Raw genomic sequence first — 14,332 nt, forward strand, 5'->3', positions numbered from 1 at the left:
CCCCGCGGCGGGACCCGGACCGGTAGGGGGCTACTGCTGCCCGGCTGCCTGGGCGGTCCGCTGGCCGAGCAGCACGGCGTCACGGCCGTCCTCCTCCTGGAGCTGGACCTTGACGGTCTCCCGCAGCGACGTGGGGAGGTTCTTGCCGACGTAGTCGGCGCGGATCGGGAGCTCGCGGTGGCCCCGGTCGACGAGGACCGCGAGCTGTACGGCGCGGGGGCGTCCGATGGCGCCGAGCGCGTCGAGGGCGGCCCGGATGGTGCGGCCGGAGAAGAGCACGTCGTCGACGAGGATCACGAGGCGGCCGTCGATGTCGTCGCCGGGGATCTCGGTGCGGCCGATCGCCCTGGCGGGCTTCAGGCGCAGGTCGTCGCGGTACATGGTGATGTCGAGGGAACCGACCGGGATCTTCGTGCCGGTGATCTCTTCGAGCTTCTCGGCCAGCCGGCGGGCGAGGAAGACGCCACGGGTGGGGATGCCGAGGAGGACCACGTCGTCGGCGCCCTTGGCGCGTTCGACGATCTCGTGGGCGATGCGCGTCAGGACCCGGGCGATGTCCTGCGCCTCGAGTACGGGGCGCATCGGGTTCTGGTCGGGCTGGGTACGGGTGTCCATGAAAAGGACCTCCTTCTCCGCCTCACGGGACGGACCTTAAAGGACGTCTGATGTACGCCGTCCACGGTACCAGGGGCGGGCGCCCGCCCCCGCACCGGGCCCACTCCGATCCCCTCGTCCGTGGGCGTCGCCGACCATTCGGCTTGACGCATCCACGTAACGCTGCGTAACCTCACAGTGAGTTACCAGCCGCGCGGCGGAGCCGCATGCTGTCCATGTCGTCACAGCGTCACAGCGTCCGGGAGCGTTATGTCCAGCGAATACGCCAAACAGCTCGGGGCCAAGCTCCGGGCCATCCGCACCCAGCAGGGCCTTTCCCTCCACGGTGTCGAGGAGAAGTCCCAGGGCCGGTGGAAGGCCGTGGTGGTCGGGTCCTACGAGCGCGGGGACCGCGCCGTGACCGTCCAGCGTCTTGCCGAGCTGGCGGACTTCTACGGGGTTCCGGTGCAGGAGCTGCTTCCGGGCACGACTCCCGGCGGGGCCGCCGAGCCGCCGCCGAAGCTCCGCCTCGACCTGGAGCGCCTGGCGGGCGTACCCGCCGAGAAGGCCGGCCCGCTCCAGCGTTACGCCGCCACGATCCAGAGCCAGCGTGGTGACTACAACGGCAAGGTCCTGTCGATCCGCCAGGACGACCTGCGCACCCTGGCCGTGATCTACGACCAGTCCCCCTCGGTCCTGACCGAGCAGCTGATCAGCTGGGGCGTGCTGGACGCCGACGCGCGCCGCGCGGTGGCACACGAGGACATCTAGTCCCCAGGGGCCGTCCAGCCCCAGCAGAAACGTTTACCGGTGGGTGCCGGGACCTCTTCGGGTCCCGGCACCCACCGGTTTTTTCACACCCCCGCCGGCACCCGCCGCCCACCCGTCGGCTTCCCGGGCACACGGAAGGGCCCGCAGCGCGCACGCTGCGGGCCCTTCCGTAGGGACGCGGTACCGCGCCTCAGCTCTCGCTGCGGCGCAGGTTCGGCTTGAGGTCCTTGAAGCGGCCCAGCAGTCCGTTCACGAACGACGGCGAGTCGTCCGTGGAGAACTCCTTGGCGAGCTGGACGGCCTCGTCGATGGCCACGGCGTCCGGGGTCTCGTCGACCCAGATCAGCTCGTAGGCACCCAGCCGCAGGATGTTCCGGTCGACGACCGGCATGCGGTCGAGCTCCCAGTCCACGGCGTAGGTGATGATCAGATCGTCGATCCGGTTCACCTTGTCGGCGTAACCCTCGACGAGATCCATCGTGAAGGCGCTGACCGGCGGCTGCCGGTCGTCCGACGACCGCGCGTGGCGGATCCAGTCCGCGAGGACCTCGCGCACGGGCACACCGCGCTGGTCGGCCTCGAAGAGGATCTGGAAAGCGCGCTTGCGCGCGTTGCTCCGGGCAGCCACGGTTAGCTGTTCACCCGGCCGAGGTAGCCGCTGGTGCGGGTGTCGACCTTGATCTTCTCGCCGGTGGTGACGAAGAGCGGGACCTGGATCTCGTGACCGGTCTCCAGGCGCGCCGGCTTGGTGCCGCCGGTGGAGCGGTCGCCCTGGACGCCCGGGTCGGTGTGCTCGATCACGAGCTCGACGGCGGCCGGGAGCTCGACGTAGAGCACCTCGCCCTCGTGCTGGGCGACGGAGGCGGTGAAGCCCTCGATCAGGAAGTTCGCGGCGTCGCCGACGGCCTTCTTGTCGACCATCAGCTGGTCGTAGGTGCTCATGTCCATGAAGACGAAGTACTCGCCGTCCATGTAAGAGAACTGCATGTCACGGCGGTCGATGGTGGCCGTCTCGACCTTCGTGCCGGCGTTGAAGGTCTTGTCCACGACCTTGCCGGAGAGCACGTGCTTGAGCTTGGTGCGCACGAAGGCCGGGCCCTTGCCGGGCTTGACGTGCTGGAACTCGACGACGGACCAGAGCTGGTCACCGTCGAGCTTGAGCACCATGCCGTTCTTGAGGTCGTTCGTGGAAGCCACGGTTGCGGAATCTCCTGCACTGGAAGACCGAGGGTGCGCACTCACGGCCCGGCAACGCGGGCTAGAGCGCGAGCAGCTCCTTGGTCGTAATGGTGAGTAGCTCGGGACCGCCGTCCGCCTCGGGGCGTACGACGAGCGTGTCATCGATCCGGACACCTCCCCGGCCCGGGAGGTGAACCCCCGGTTCGACGGTGACCGGCACGCAAGCGTCCAGTTTACCCATTGCCGTAGGTGCAAGCTGCGGGTCCTCGTCGATTTCGAGGCCGACCCCGTGTCCCATCGACCCGGCGAGGGCCTCGCCGTGCCCCGCGGAGTCCAGTACGGAGCGCGCCGCGCGGTCGACGTCGCGGTACGCGGCGCCCGGCAGCAGGGACTCCCGGCCGGCCCGCTGGGCGGCGAAGACGAGGTCGTAGAGCTCGATCTGCCAGTCGGCCGGAGTGGTGCCGATCACGAAGGTACGGCCGATCTCGCAGCGGTAGCCCCGGTAGTTGGCGCCCAGGCAGACGGAGAGGAAGTCGCCCTCCTCCACCCGCCGGTCCGAGGGCCGGTGCCGGGAGCGCCCGGAGTGCGGGCCGGTGCCGACCGAGGTCGGGAACGCGGGCCCGTCGGCGCCGTGGTCGACGAGGCGGCGTTCCAGCTCCAGGGCGAGGTGGCGTTCCGTGCGGCCGACGAGGATCGACTCCAGCAGCTCTCCGAGGGCCTGGTCGGCGATCTCGGCGGCGATCCGCAGGCAGGCGATCTCGTCCTCGTCCTTGACGAGGCGCTGCTGCTCGACGGCGGTGCCGAGGTCGGCCAGGCGCAGCCGGGGCGCCACGGAGTGCAGGGCGCGGTGCCGGCCGACGGTCAGGTGGTGTTCCTCGACGGCGAGCGACTCGGCCCGCACGGACGCCGCGAGGTCGGCCGCGGCCACCGCCGGATCCGCGCCGGGGCTCGGCAGCACCGAGAGCCGCAGCTGTTCGTCGAGGCGTCCCTCGTCGGCTTCGCCGGTGGGTGCGCCCGCGCAGAACATGACGTCGTCGGCGGGTCCGACCAGCAGGACGGCGCCCAGCGGGGACGCCCCGGCGAGGTAGCGGACGTTCGCCGGACGCGTGATCAGGGCGGCGGAGTTGCCCGCGGCTGCACAGCGGTCGCGGAGCAGGCCCCTGCGGGCCGCGTACACGTCTGACATGTCTTCGAGCCTACGAGCGCCCCGCGCATCCGGCCCGGCGAGCGCGTCCGCACGGGGGCGGGCCGCAGGTGGCCGCCCTCGGCGCGGCTACCAGCCGCCGGGGCTGGCCAGGGCCCGGGCGAGGGCCTCGTCGAGGGCGCGGGCGGTGCCCTCGACGTCGAGGTGGGAGTTGTCGATGATCGGCAGGCCGGACCCGTACCAGCCGGCCATCCGGCCGTGGATGCGGGCGACTTCCTCGTCGGAGAGCCTGCGGTTGCCCGAGCGGGCGGCGTTGCGGTCGAGGACGATCTCCAGGCCCGGCAGCAGCACCACGGGCAGCAGGCCCGGGCCCACGTGCCGTTTCCAGCCGCCCAGGCCGACCACGGGCCGGTCGGGGAAGACGGCGTCGTCGAGGATGCAGGAGATGCCGTTGGCCAGGAAGTTGCGGGCCGCGAACCCGCAGGTGCGGCGGGCGAGGCGGTACTGGGCCTCGGAGTGCTCGTTCCAGCCGGCCTGCGGGTCCGCGAAGCCCGAGCAGACCCATTCCCGGACGTCGTCGAGGCTGATGTGCGCGGTCGGCACCGGGCGGGTCCCCGCCCAGTGCCGGGCCACGGTGGTCTTCCCGGCGCCCGCGGGGCCGATGAGCAGCACCGCGAGGGTGGCCCCGCCCGTGCCGGGCGGGGGCGGCCCGGCCGGCGCGGGCACGGCCGGGGGCAGCGGGACGTGTCCCGTGGCGTCGGGCACCGGGGTCACCGGCCAGCCCTGCGCAGGGGGTATAGGCGGCTGCGGGGGCGCCGCCGGGTGCTGTCCCGGCGGACCCCAGCCCCCCACTCCGTGCTGCATCCGCGCCACTCCGTCTCGTTCAGGCGATGATGCGAGAACGTTATCTCAGGCCGTGACCTCTTCGGCCAGCGCACGCAGCGCCAGCCGGTAGGAGCCCAGCCCGAAGCCCGCCACGGTACCGGTCGCCACGGCCGCGATGACCGAGGTGTGACGGAACTCCTCCCGGGCGTACGGGTTGGAGATGTGCACCTCGATCAGCGGAGCGGTCCGCTGCGCCGCCGCGTCCCGCATGGCGTACGAGTAGTGCGTGAAGGCACCCGGGTTGATCACGACGGGGATCTTGCCGTCCGCCGCCTCGTGCAGCCAGCGCACGAGCTCGCCCTCGTCGTTGGTCTCGCGGACCTCGACGTCGAAGCCGAGCTCCGCGCCCAGGGTGCGGCAGCTCTCCACGAGCCCGGCGTACGAGGTGGCCCCGTACACGTCGGGCTCGCGGGAGCCGAGCCGGCCCAGGTTCGGGCCGTTCAGGACGAGTACCCGCCGGCTCACGCCGCGACCTCGCCGAAGGCGGCGAACAGCACCGCCGGGTCGGGGCCTTCCAGGACGGTGGGCTTGGCGAGCCCGTCGAGGACGATGAAGCGCAGCAGGTCGCCGCGGGACTTCTTGTCGAGCTTCATCGTCTCCAGCAGCTTGGGCCACTGGTCGCCGCGGTAGGTCAGCGGCAGGCCGACGGAGGCGAGGACCGCCTTGTGCCGGTCGGCGGTCGCGTCGTCGAGGCGTCCGGCGAGCCGGCCCAGCTCGGCGGCGAAGACCATGCCGACGGAGACGGCCGCGCCGTGCCGCCACTTGTAGCGCTCGTTCTTCTCGATGGCGTGCGCGAGGGTGTGGCCGTAGTTGAGGATCTCCCGCAGCCCGGCTTCCTTGAGGTCGCTGGAGACCACGTCGGCCTTGACCTGGATGGAGCGGACGATCAGCTCGGCCGTGTGCGGGCCCGCGGGCGTACGGGCCGCCTGCGGGTCCTCCTCGATCAGGTCGAGGATCGCCGGGTCGGAGATGAATCCGGCCTTGATGATCTCGGCGAGGCCGCTGACGTAGTCGTTGACCGGCAGCGAGTCCAGCGCCGCCAGGTCGCAGAGCACTCCGGCCGGCGGGTGGAAGGCGCCGACGAGGTTCTTCCCCTCGGCGGTGTTGATGCCGGTCTTGCCGCCGACGGCCGCGTCCACCATCGCGAGGACGGTGGTCGGGACGGCGATCCAGCGGACCCCGCGCAGCCAGGAGGCCGCGACGAAGCCCGCGAGGTCGGTGGTGGCCCCGCCGCCCACGCCGACGATCACGTCGGTGCGGGTGAAGCCGGACTGGCCGAGGGCCTTCCAGCAGTAGGCGGCGACCTCGACGGTCTTGGCCTCCTCCGCGTTCGGCACCTGGATGGCGACGGCTTCGTAGCCCTGGGCCGCCAGGTCGTCCCGCAGTGCCTCGCCGGTCGAGGCGAGCGCCTCGGGGTGGATCACGGCGACCCGCTGGGCCTTCGTGCCGATCAGGCTGCCCAGCTCGCCGAGCAGCTGCCGGCCGACCAGCACGTCGTACGCGTCGTGCCCGGCGCTCGCGCCGACGTTGATCCGCGTCACCTGGTCTGTCATACGTCCTTCAACTCCAGAGCGTCGAGGACCGCCTGGGCGACCTCTTCGGGGGTGCGGTCGTCGGTGGCCACGACGACGCGCGCGACTTCGGTGTACAGGTGGCGGCGGGCTTCCATCAGCTCGCGCCACTGGCGGCGCGGGTTGACGGCGAGCAGCGGGCGCGCGGCGCCGAGGCCCACGCGGCGCACGGCCTCCTCGACGTCCATCGACAGGTAGGCGACGGGCAGCCCGGTGAGCAGGCCGCGCGTGCCCTCGTCGAGGACGGCGCCGCCGCCGAGGGCGAGGACTCCGGTGTGCTCGGCGACGGCGGCCGCGACGGCCCGCCGTTCCAGCTCGCGGAAGTAGGGCTCGCCCTCGTCGACGAACAGGTCCGAGATCGCGCGGCCCTGGGCCGCGACGATGTCGGCGTCCGTGTCGCGGTAGGGGACGCCGAGCCGCTCGGCGAGCAGGCCCCCCACCGTGGACTTGCCGGACCCCATGGGTCCGACGAGGACGACCAGTGGTCCGCCCGTCACCGGATCTGCAGGTTGTCGAGGTACGAGCGCACGTTGCGGCGGGTCTCGGGGACGGAGTCGCCGCCGAACTTCTCGACGACGGCGTCGGCGAGCACGAGGGCGACCATGGCCTCGGCGACGATGCCCGCGGCCGGGACGGCACAGACGTCGGAGCGCTGGTGGTGGGCCACCGTCGCCTCGCCGGTCGCCACGTCGACGGTCGCCAGCGCGCGCGGCACGGTGGCGATGGGCTTCATCGCGGCCCGTACGCGCAGCAGCTCGCCGGTGGTCAGACCGCCTTCGGTGCCGCCGGAGCGGCCGGTGGTCCGCTTGAGGCCCTCGGGGGTGGAGACGATCTCGTCGTGGGCCTTCGAGCCGGGCACGCGGGCCAGTTCGAAGCCGTCGCCGACCTCGACGCCCTTGATGGCCTGGATGCCCATGAGGGCGGCCGCGAGGCGCGCGTCGAGACGGCGGTCCCAGTGGACGTGCGAGCCGAGGCCGACGGGGACCCCGTAGGCGAGGACCTCGACGACGCCGCCGAGGGTGTCGCCGTCCTTGTGGGCCTGGTCGATCTCGGCGACCATCGCCTTGCTCGCGTCGGCGTCGAGGCAGCGCACCGGGTCGGCGTCGAGCCTGTCGACGTCGGCGGGGGTCGGGAGGACTCCGTACGGGGCCTTGGCCGCGGCCAGTTCCACCACGTGGGAGACGATCTCGATGCCCGCGACCTCCTTGATGAAGGACCGGGCGACGGCGCCGAGGGCGACGCGGGCGGCGGTCTCGCGGGCGCTGGCGCGCTCCAGGATCGGCCGGGCCTCGTCGAAGCCGTACTTCTGCATGCCCGCGAGGTCGGCGTGGCCGGGGCGCGGGCGGGTCAGCGGCGCGTTGCGGCCGGTGTCCTTGAGCAGCGAGGGGTCGACCGGGTCGGCCGACATGACGGTCTCCCACTTCGGCCACTCGGTGTTACCGATCATGACGGCGATCGGCGAACCCTGCGAGAGCCCGTGGCGGACGCCGCCGAGGAAGGTGATCTCGTCCTGCTCGAACTTCATCCGCGCACCGCGGCCATAGCCGAGTCGGCGCCGGGCCAGGTGATCGGCCACCAGCTCGGTGGTGACCGGGACGCCGGCGGGAAGACCCTCCAGCGTCGCGACCAGTGCCGGTCCGTGCGACTCTCCTGCGGTCAGCCAACGCAACCTGCTCAACGATGCTCCTCATGCTCGCGCCTGGCACTGCGACGGCGCGATCGGGTGCGCGGCCCTGACCCGCCGTACCCGATCCTCCCACGTCCGGAGGGATGTCCAGGGCCCCGGTCCAACTATCGGACGGCTCGTCCACCAGCTGAACCGGCAGCGGCGCCTCCGCTCCTGGTGCCGTGACCGGGAAGGTCCACCGGGTCGCGACGCCCGGCACGGCACTAGCGTTCGGCGAGGGCCCGTTCCCCCGCGGCCCTCATGGCCGCGAGCGGTCCGGGACGGCCGGTCATCTGCCCGACCTGGAGCACCGCCTGGTGGACCAGGAGGTCCAGGCCGCCGACGACCTGCCCGCCGCGTGCGGACCAGGCCGCCGCCAGGGCGGTCGGCCAGGGGTCGTAGAGCACGTCGAAGAGCGTCCCGGCGGCTTCGGGGACGGCCCCCGCGAGGGAGTCCGTCGTGCCGGCCGGGGTGGTCGCGATGACCAGCGGGGCGCCGAGCGCCTCGGCCGCCTGCGACCAGTCCGCCGTCCGGACGGCCACGCCGAGCCGTTCGCCCCACCGGTGCATCTCGTCGGCGCGGGCGCGGGAGCGGACGTACGCGGTGACCTCGCCGGTGCAGATCCGCGCGAGGGCGGCCAGCGCCGAGGAGGCGGTGGCCCCCGCCCCGAGGACGGCCGCGGAGGGCACCTTCTCGACGCCCCGCTCGCGCAGGGCCGCGACGATGCCGGGGATGTCCGTGTTGTCACCGAGGCGACGGCCGTCCTCGGTGAGGACGACCGTGTTGACCGCCTCGACCGAGGCGGCGGTGTCGCTGACGCCGTCGAGGAGCGGGATGACCGCCCGCTTGAGCGGCATGGTCAGCGACAGCCCCCGCCACTGCGGGCCGAGGCCGCCCACGAACGCCGGGAGGGCGGCCTCGTCGATCTCGAACCGGTCGTAGGACCAGTCGTCGAGGCCGAGCTCCCGGTAGGCGGCGCGGTGCAGCACCGGTGAGAGGGAGTGCTCGATGGGCGAACCCAGCACCGCGGCCCGTATCCGTGACATGCCTTGCTAACCGCCGTTCTTCTGCTGCTTCTGCCGCTCCAGGAACTCGTCCACGAGCTTCTGGTGCTCCTCGTACGTCTTGGTGAAGGTCGTGGTCTTGCTGTCGACCGACACGAAGAACATCCAGCCGCCGTGGTCAGGGTCGAGCGTAGCGGTCAGGGCCTCCACGCCGGGGTTCCCGATCGGACCGGGCGGCAGCCCCTTGACGAAGTGCGTGTTGTAGGGGTTGTCGAGCGACCGGGCTTCCTTGATGTTGAAGTTCAGCTCGCTCGTGCCCTTGATGTAGTTGTAGGTCGAGTCGAACTCGAGCTTCTGGTTCGTGACGTCGTTGGTCTTCTTCAGGCGGTTGTAGACGACCTCGGACATCTTGCGGAAGTCCTCGTGGTGCTTGCCCTCGGCGTTGACGAGGCTGGCGACCGTGATCACCTGGAGCGGGTTCTCCAGGCCGAGGTCCTTGGCCTTGCCCTCGACTCCCAGCTCGCTGTACTTGTCCGTCGCGTTCTTGACCATCTGCTTGAGCAGGGACTCGGGCGTGCTGTCCTGGCTCACGTCGTAGCGCGCGGGGAGCAGGAAGCCTTCGAGCGGGTCGATGAGCTTCGGGTTGTTGCCCGCCCAGGCCGGCAGGCCGAGGTTCTTGGCCTCGCGCTTGGCGATCTCCGCGGTCGTGCCCTCCGACTTGCCGAGCCGGGTGTCGATCAGCTTGTAGACGTCGACGTTCTTCTTGCCCTCGGGGATCGTGATCACGTTGAGCTTCGTGGGGTCGGTCATGAAGGTGACGGCGGCCGCGGCCGACATCTTCTTCTTGAGCGGGTAGACGCCCGGCTGGATCGATTTGCCCTTGGGGTTGGCGTTCGCCGCGGCGGTGAACGCGTCCACGCTCGCGACGATCCCCTTCTCCTTGAGGATGTTGCCCATCCTCGCCAGGGAGGAGTTCGGCGGGATCTCGACGTCGACCGTCTCTCCGCTGCCCTCGCCCGCGTAGTCCTCGGCCGTGGCGAACCTGGCCTTGATGTAGCTGTAGCCGTAGTAGCCGCCACCGCCGACCACGCCCACGATGACGAGGGCCGCGATCAGGCAGGCCGCGCCGCTGCGCTCCTTCTTGCCCTTGCCGCCCTTGCCGCCCTTCGAGCGCCCGCCCCTGCGGCCGCGCTCTTCGCCGTCGTCGCCCCCGCCGCCCGTGGCGAGCAGCGACTCCCCGAGCTCTTCCTCGGGTTCCTCCACGGGTTCCGGTTCCAGGTGGCGCCGGCCCGGGGGCGCCGGCGGCGGGTAGGCGTCGTCGGTCGTGTACAGGTCGGGGGCCTCGCCGGGATAGCCCGCGACGGCCTGCTGGGCGTACGGGTCGGCGCCCAGGTAGGGGTCGGCCTGCACCGCGGCCGCGTACTGGCCCTGGCCGGTGTCCCAGCCCTGCGCGTCGTACTGCGTCTGCGGCTGAGGCTGGGGGTGCTGCGGCTGCTGGGGCTGCTGCTGCTCATGGAGCTGCTGCGCCTGCTGCGGGGCGTACCCCTGCTGCTGGTCGGCGTACTGCGGGTACGGGGCGGCGTACTGCTGCTGGTACTGCGCGTCCGGGTACTGCGGGTCCGCGTACTGCTGCGGACCCCCCTGGTACTGCGGTACCTGCTGCTCCTGGTACTGCGCCTGCTGGGACCCCGGGTACTGGAGTTCCTGGTGCTGGGGGTCCTGGTACTGCGACTGCTGGGGCCCCGGGTACTGCGGCTCCTGCGGATACTGCTGCTGGGCACCGCCGTACGGCACCTGTCCCTGCTGGGTCTGGTGCGCGGTCCACCCCTGGTCCCCGTAGAGGGGATCCTCGGGGTGCCACGGTTCGGAGCCGCCGCCCCGGCCATACTCAGTCATCGGTCCCCTAGAGCCGCGAGACGAAGGCCACGGCTTCTCCTCGCCGCGACACCCGGTTCCGCCTCTTTAGTGGTGGCGACGGCTGTTCGAATGCCGTCTCATTTCGCGGAACGTTACCGTATCGCGATCAGACAACCACTTCGACGCACTCACCGGGCGGATTACCTGATACCCGTTCGGTCTCCAGGGCGTTCTGGAGGATCACCACGGCGGCCGCCTGGTCGATGACGGACCGGCCCTTCTTCGCGTTCCTGCCGGAGGCCCGGAGCCCCTGGGCGGCGGTGACCGTGGTCATCCGCTCGTCCACCAGCCGGACCGTCACCGGTTTGATGCCCTTGGCCAGCTCGTTCGCGAAGGCACGCACCTTGGCCGCGGCCGGCCCCTCCCGCCCGCTGAGCGAGCGGGGGAGGCCGACCACGACTTCGAGGGGCTCGTACTCCGCCACGAGCTGCCGCAGCCGCCGGTGGGCGGAGGGAACGTCCCGGCCCGGGACGGTTTCCACCGGTGTGGCCAGCACCCCGTCGGGGTCGCAGGAGGCGACCCCGATCCGGGCGTCGCCCACGTCGATGGCCAGTCGGCGGCCGCGGCGCAGCGTCATCGTCAGGCCGTCTCGACGACGAGGCGCTCGACGGCGCTGATGGCCTCCGGGATGGCGGCCGGGTTCTGGCCGCCGCCCTGGGCCACGTCCGGCTTGCCGCCACCGCCGCCACCGAGGGTCTTGGCGGCCGTGCGGACCAGGTCACCGGCCTTGAGACCGCGTTCGCGGGCGGCCTCGTTGGTGGCGATGACGGTCAGCGGGCGGTCGTTCGCCACGGTGAACAGGGCCACGACGGCCGGGCGGTCGCCCTGGATGCGGCCGCGGACGTCGAGGACCAGCTTGCGCAGGTCGTCGGCGCCGGTGCCGTCCGGCACCTGGCCGACGACGAGGGCGACGCCGTGGATGTCCTGGGCGTTCTGGGCGAGACCGGCGGCGGCCTGGAGGACCTTCTCCGCGCGGAACTTCTCGATCTCCTTCTCGGCGTCCTTCAGCTTGCCGAGCATGGTGGCGATCTTCTCCGGAAGCTCCTCCGGACGGCCCTTGACCAGCTCCTGGAGCTGGGCGACGACCGTGTGCTCCTTGGCGAGGAAGTTGTACGCGTCCACGCCCACCAGGGCCTCGACGCGGCGCACGCCCGAGCCGATGGAGGACTCGCCGAGCAGCTTCACCAGGCCCAGCTGGGCGGTGTTGCCGACGTGCGTGCCGCCGCACAGCTCCTTGGAGAAGTCGCCGATGGTGACGACGCGCACGCGCTCGCCGTACTTCTCGCCGAACTCGGCGATGGCGCCCTGCTTCTTCGCCTCGTCGATGCTCATGATCTCGGCGGTGACGTCGAGCTCGCGCGAGAGCACGTCGTTGATCTTCTGCTCGACGTCGGTGAGGACGGTCCCGGGGACGGCGTTCGGCGAACCGAAGTCGAAGCGGAAGCGGCCGGGCGAGTTCTCGGAGCCGGCCTGGGCGGCCGTGGGGCCGAGGGCGTCGCGCAGCGCCTGGTGCGTCAGGTGGGTGGCCGAGTGCGCGCGGGCGATGGCCCGGCGGCGGGTCACGTCGATGGCGGCGTACGCGGAGGCGCCCACCGTCACCTCGCCGACCTGGACGGAGCCCTTGTGCACGGAGACGCCGGGGACCGGCTGCTGGACGTCGCGGACCTGGATCACGGCGCCGGTGTCGAGCTTGATGCGGCCCTGGTCGGCGAGCTGGCCGCCGCCCTCGGCGTAGAAGGGGGTGCGGTCGAGGACGACCTCGACCTCGTCGCCCTCGGAGGCCGCGGGCGCGGAGACGCCGTTGACGAGCAGGCCGACGATGGTGGACTCGCCCTGGGTGGTGGCGTAGCCGGTGAACTCGGTGGCGCCGGCGCCGTCGGCGATCTCCCGGTAGGCGGACATGTCCGCGTGGCCGGTCTTCTTGGCCTTGGCGTCGGCCTTGGCGCGGTCGCGCTGCTCCTGCATGAGGCGGCGGAAGCCGGGCTCGTCCACGGAGAGGCCCTGCTCGGCGGCCATCTCCAGGGTGAGGTCGATCGGGAAGCCCCAGGTGTCGTGGAGCAGGAACGCCTTGTCGCCGGAGAGGACCGTGCCGCCGGCGGCCTTGGTCTCGGTGACGGCGGTGTCGAGGATGTTCGTGCCGCCCTTGACGGCCTTGAGGAAGGCCGCCTCTTCGGCGAGCGCGACGGTCTCGATGCGCTTGCGGTCGGTGATCAGCTCCGGGTACTGGAGGCCCATCGTGTCGATCACGACACCGATGAGGTCCTGGACGACGGGGCCGGTGGCGCCCATGAGGCGCATGTTGCGGATGGCGCGGCGCATGATGCGGCGCAGCACGTAGCCGCGGCCCTCGTTGCCGGGGGTGACGCCGTCGCCGATGAGCATGACGGAGGTGCGGATGTGGTCGGCGACCACGCGCAGCGACACGTCGGTGCCCTGTGCGGCGCCGTACCGGACGCCGGTCAGGCCGGTGGCCTTGTCCATGACCACGCGCAGGGTGTCGGTCTCGTACATGTTCTGTACGCCCTGGAGGATCATGGCGAGGCGTTCGAGACCGAGGCCCGTGTCGATGTTCTTCGACGGCAGGTCGCCGAGGATCGGGAAGTCTTCCTTCCCGTCGCCGGCGCCGCGCTCGTACTGCATGAAGACCAGGTTCCAGATCTCCACGTAGCGCTCGTCGTTGACGGCCGGGCCGCCCTCGACGCCGAACTCGGGACCGCGGTCGTAGTTGATCTCCGAGCAGGGGCCGCAGGGGCCGGGGACGCCCATGGACCAGAAGTTGTCCTTCTTGCCCAGGCGCTGGATGCGCTCGGCGGGAACGCCGATCTTCTCGCGCCAGATCTGCTCGGCCTCGTCGTCGTCGAGGTAGACGGTGATCCAGAGCTTCTCGGGCTCCAGGCCGAAGCCGCCGTCCGCCACGGAGCTGGTGAGCAGCTCCCAGGCGTACTTGATGGCGCCTTCCTTGAAGTAGTCACCGAAGGAGAAGTTGCCGCACATCTGGAAGAACGTGCCGTGGCGGGTGGTCTTGCCGACCTCTTCGATGTCCGGGGTGCGGACGCACTTCTGCACGCTGGTGAGCGTGGGCGCGGGCGGCTTGACCTCGCCCAGGAAGTACGGCTTGAACGGCACCATGCCCGCGGGCACCAGCAGCAGAGTCGGGTCGTCCGCGATGAGCGACGCCGAAGGGACAACGGCGTGACCGCGCTCCTCGAAGAAGCTCAGCCAGCGGCGGCGGATTTCAGCCGACTCCATCAGTGGTCCTCATTCCGGTTGTACGAAAACTTCGGTCGGTGGGTGTTCTTGTCGTGCGCGATCGCCCGCAGCCGCCGCGGCCCGGGGAGGGCGGTGACGTTGTCGGGCCGGTCGGGATCCTGGGTCAGCCCCAGTGCGTCGTTCAGCTCGTCCTCGCGCTGCGTCATTCCCGCCTTGACGTCGAGGGCGAAGTCCTTGAGGCGGTGACCGGCCTCCACCGCCTTGTCGGCGGCCTGGGCGGCGAGGCTCTCCGGCGTCAGCTTCTTGAGCTGGCGGTTGACCTTGGTGGTGGCCCACACACCGGCGGCGGCGCCGGCGGTGAACCAGAAGGCTCGGCGGAACATCGGCGGTC

Annotated in this window: 15 protein-coding genes; 1 reads left to right on the plus strand and 14 read right to left on the minus strand. The window is 71.4% G+C overall.

Features of this window, described 5'->3' with window-relative positions:
• Positions 1–30: 30 nt before the first annotated feature.
• Positions 31–615, minus strand: coding sequence for a bifunctional pyr operon transcriptional regulator/uracil phosphoribosyltransferase PyrR (gene pyrR, locus ABZZ17_RS29340; protein ID WP_356880318.1), 585 nt, complete (start codon positions 613–615; stop codon positions 31–33).
• A gap of 249 nt (positions 616–864) precedes the next feature.
• Between pyrR and bldD the strand changes: the two genes are divergently transcribed.
• Positions 865–1,365, plus strand: a complete 501-nt coding sequence (gene bldD / locus ABZZ17_RS29345) for a transcriptional regulator BldD (RefSeq protein WP_007263032.1) — start codon at positions 865–867, stop codon at positions 1,363–1,365.
• Positions 1,366–1,555: 190 nt separating this feature from the next.
• Here bldD and nusB read toward each other — a convergent pair whose 3' ends face one another.
• The 13 genes from nusB to ABZZ17_RS29410 form a co-directional block, all read right to left on the minus strand.
• A complete protein-coding gene (gene nusB / locus ABZZ17_RS29350; RefSeq protein WP_356880321.1) occupies positions 1,556–1,993 on the minus strand; it encodes a transcription antitermination factor NusB in 438 nt (145 codons plus the stop codon).
• Positions 1,994–1,995: 2 nt separating this feature from the next.
• Entirely contained in the window at positions 1,996–2,562 is a 567-nt protein-coding gene (efp, locus tag ABZZ17_RS29355) for an elongation factor P (RefSeq protein ID WP_356880323.1), read from the minus strand.
• 61 nt (positions 2,563–2,623) lie between these two features.
• A complete protein-coding gene (locus tag ABZZ17_RS29360; RefSeq protein WP_356880325.1) occupies positions 2,624–3,730 on the minus strand; it encodes an aminopeptidase P family protein in 1,107 nt (368 codons plus the stop codon).
• 87 nt (positions 3,731–3,817) lie between these two features.
• Positions 3,818–4,552 carry an AAA family ATPase gene (locus ABZZ17_RS29365; RefSeq protein ID WP_356880327.1) on the minus strand — a complete coding sequence of 245 codons (735 nt, stop codon included), beginning with the start codon at positions 4,550–4,552 and terminating at the stop codon, positions 3,818–3,820.
• Between the two features lie 45 nt (positions 4,553–4,597).
• Positions 4,598–5,038 carry a type II 3-dehydroquinate dehydratase gene (aroQ, locus tag ABZZ17_RS29370; RefSeq protein ID WP_281205782.1) on the minus strand — a complete coding sequence of 147 codons (441 nt, stop codon included), beginning with the start codon at positions 5,036–5,038 and terminating at the stop codon, positions 4,598–4,600.
• A complete protein-coding gene (gene aroB / locus ABZZ17_RS29375) occupies positions 5,035–6,126 on the minus strand; it encodes a 3-dehydroquinate synthase (protein WP_356880329.1) in 1,092 nt (363 codons plus the stop codon). The genes aroQ and aroB overlap by 4 nt, the downstream gene beginning before the upstream one ends.
• Complete coding sequence (locus ABZZ17_RS29380) at positions 6,123–6,641, minus strand: shikimate kinase (protein WP_356880331.1); 519 nt, start codon at positions 6,639–6,641, stop codon at positions 6,123–6,125. Before ABZZ17_RS29380 ends, aroB begins: the two co-directional genes overlap by 4 nt.
• Entirely contained in the window at positions 6,638–7,822 is a 1,185-nt protein-coding gene (aroC, locus tag ABZZ17_RS29385; protein ID WP_356880333.1) for a chorismate synthase, read from the minus strand. The genes ABZZ17_RS29380 and aroC overlap by 4 nt, the downstream gene beginning before the upstream one ends.
• A 212-nt stretch (positions 7,823–8,034) precedes the next feature.
• Positions 8,035–8,856 carry a shikimate dehydrogenase gene (locus tag ABZZ17_RS29390; protein WP_356880335.1) on the minus strand — a complete coding sequence of 274 codons (822 nt, stop codon included), beginning with the start codon at positions 8,854–8,856 and terminating at the stop codon, positions 8,035–8,037.
• A gap of 6 nt (positions 8,857–8,862) precedes the next feature.
• Positions 8,863–10,710: an endolytic transglycosylase MltG gene (gene mltG, locus ABZZ17_RS29395; protein WP_356880337.1), complete on the minus strand. Its 1,848-nt coding sequence runs from the start codon at positions 10,708–10,710 to the stop codon at positions 8,863–8,865.
• Between the two features lie 127 nt (positions 10,711–10,837).
• Complete coding sequence (gene ruvX, locus ABZZ17_RS29400; protein WP_356880339.1) at positions 10,838–11,308, minus strand: Holliday junction resolvase RuvX; 471 nt, start codon at positions 11,306–11,308, stop codon at positions 10,838–10,840.
• Positions 11,309–11,310: 2 nt separating this feature from the next.
• On the minus strand, positions 11,311–13,980 hold the full coding sequence (gene alaS, locus ABZZ17_RS29405) for an alanine--tRNA ligase (RefSeq protein WP_356880341.1): 2,670 nt from the start codon (positions 13,978–13,980) through the stop codon (positions 11,311–11,313).
• Positions 13,980–14,324: a DUF6167 family protein gene (locus ABZZ17_RS29410; RefSeq protein ID WP_356880343.1), complete on the minus strand. Its 345-nt coding sequence runs from the start codon at positions 14,322–14,324 to the stop codon at positions 13,980–13,982. Before ABZZ17_RS29410 ends, alaS begins: the two co-directional genes overlap by 1 nt.
• Between the last annotated feature and the right edge of the window lie 8 nt (positions 14,325–14,332).

This window comes from Streptomyces sp. NPDC006512 (assembly GCF_040611935.1).
Taxonomy (GTDB): Bacteria; Actinomycetota; Actinomycetes; order Streptomycetales; family Streptomycetaceae; genus Streptomyces.

Bases quoted from the DNA above. Each gene is read 5' to 3' on its own strand.
- ABZZ17_RS29390 (WP_356880335.1), bottom strand. From the start codon at position 8,856: ATGTCACGGATACGGGCCGCGGTGCTGGGTTCGCCCATCGAGCACTCC.
- ABZZ17_RS29360 (WP_356880325.1), bottom strand. From the start codon at position 3,730: ATGTCAGACGTGTACGCGGCCCGCAGGGGCCTGCTCCGCGACCGCTGT.
- ruvX (WP_356880339.1), bottom strand. From the start codon at position 11,308: ATGACGCTGCGCCGCGGCCGCCGACTGGCCATCGACGTGGGCGACGCC.
- alaS (WP_356880341.1), bottom strand. From the start codon at position 13,980: ATGGAGTCGGCTGAAATCCGCCGCCGCTGGCTGAGCTTCTTCGAGGAG.
- aroB (WP_356880329.1), bottom strand. From the start codon at position 6,126: ATGACAGACCAGGTGACGCGGATCAACGTCGGCGCGAGCGCCGGGCAC.
- ABZZ17_RS29365 (WP_356880327.1), bottom strand. From the start codon at position 4,552: ATGCAGCACGGAGTGGGGGGCTGGGGTCCGCCGGGACAGCACCCGGCG.
- ABZZ17_RS29410 (WP_356880343.1), bottom strand. From the start codon at position 14,324: ATGTTCCGCCGAGCCTTCTGGTTCACCGCCGGCGCCGCCGCCGGTGTG.
- mltG (WP_356880337.1), bottom strand. From the start codon at position 10,710: ATGACTGAGTATGGCCGGGGCGGCGGCTCCGAACCGTGGCACCCCGAG.
- bldD (WP_007263032.1), top strand. From the start codon at position 865: ATGTCCAGCGAATACGCCAAACAGCTCGGGGCCAAGCTCCGGGCCATC.
- pyrR (WP_356880318.1), bottom strand. From the start codon at position 615: ATGGACACCCGTACCCAGCCCGACCAGAACCCGATGCGCCCCGTACTC.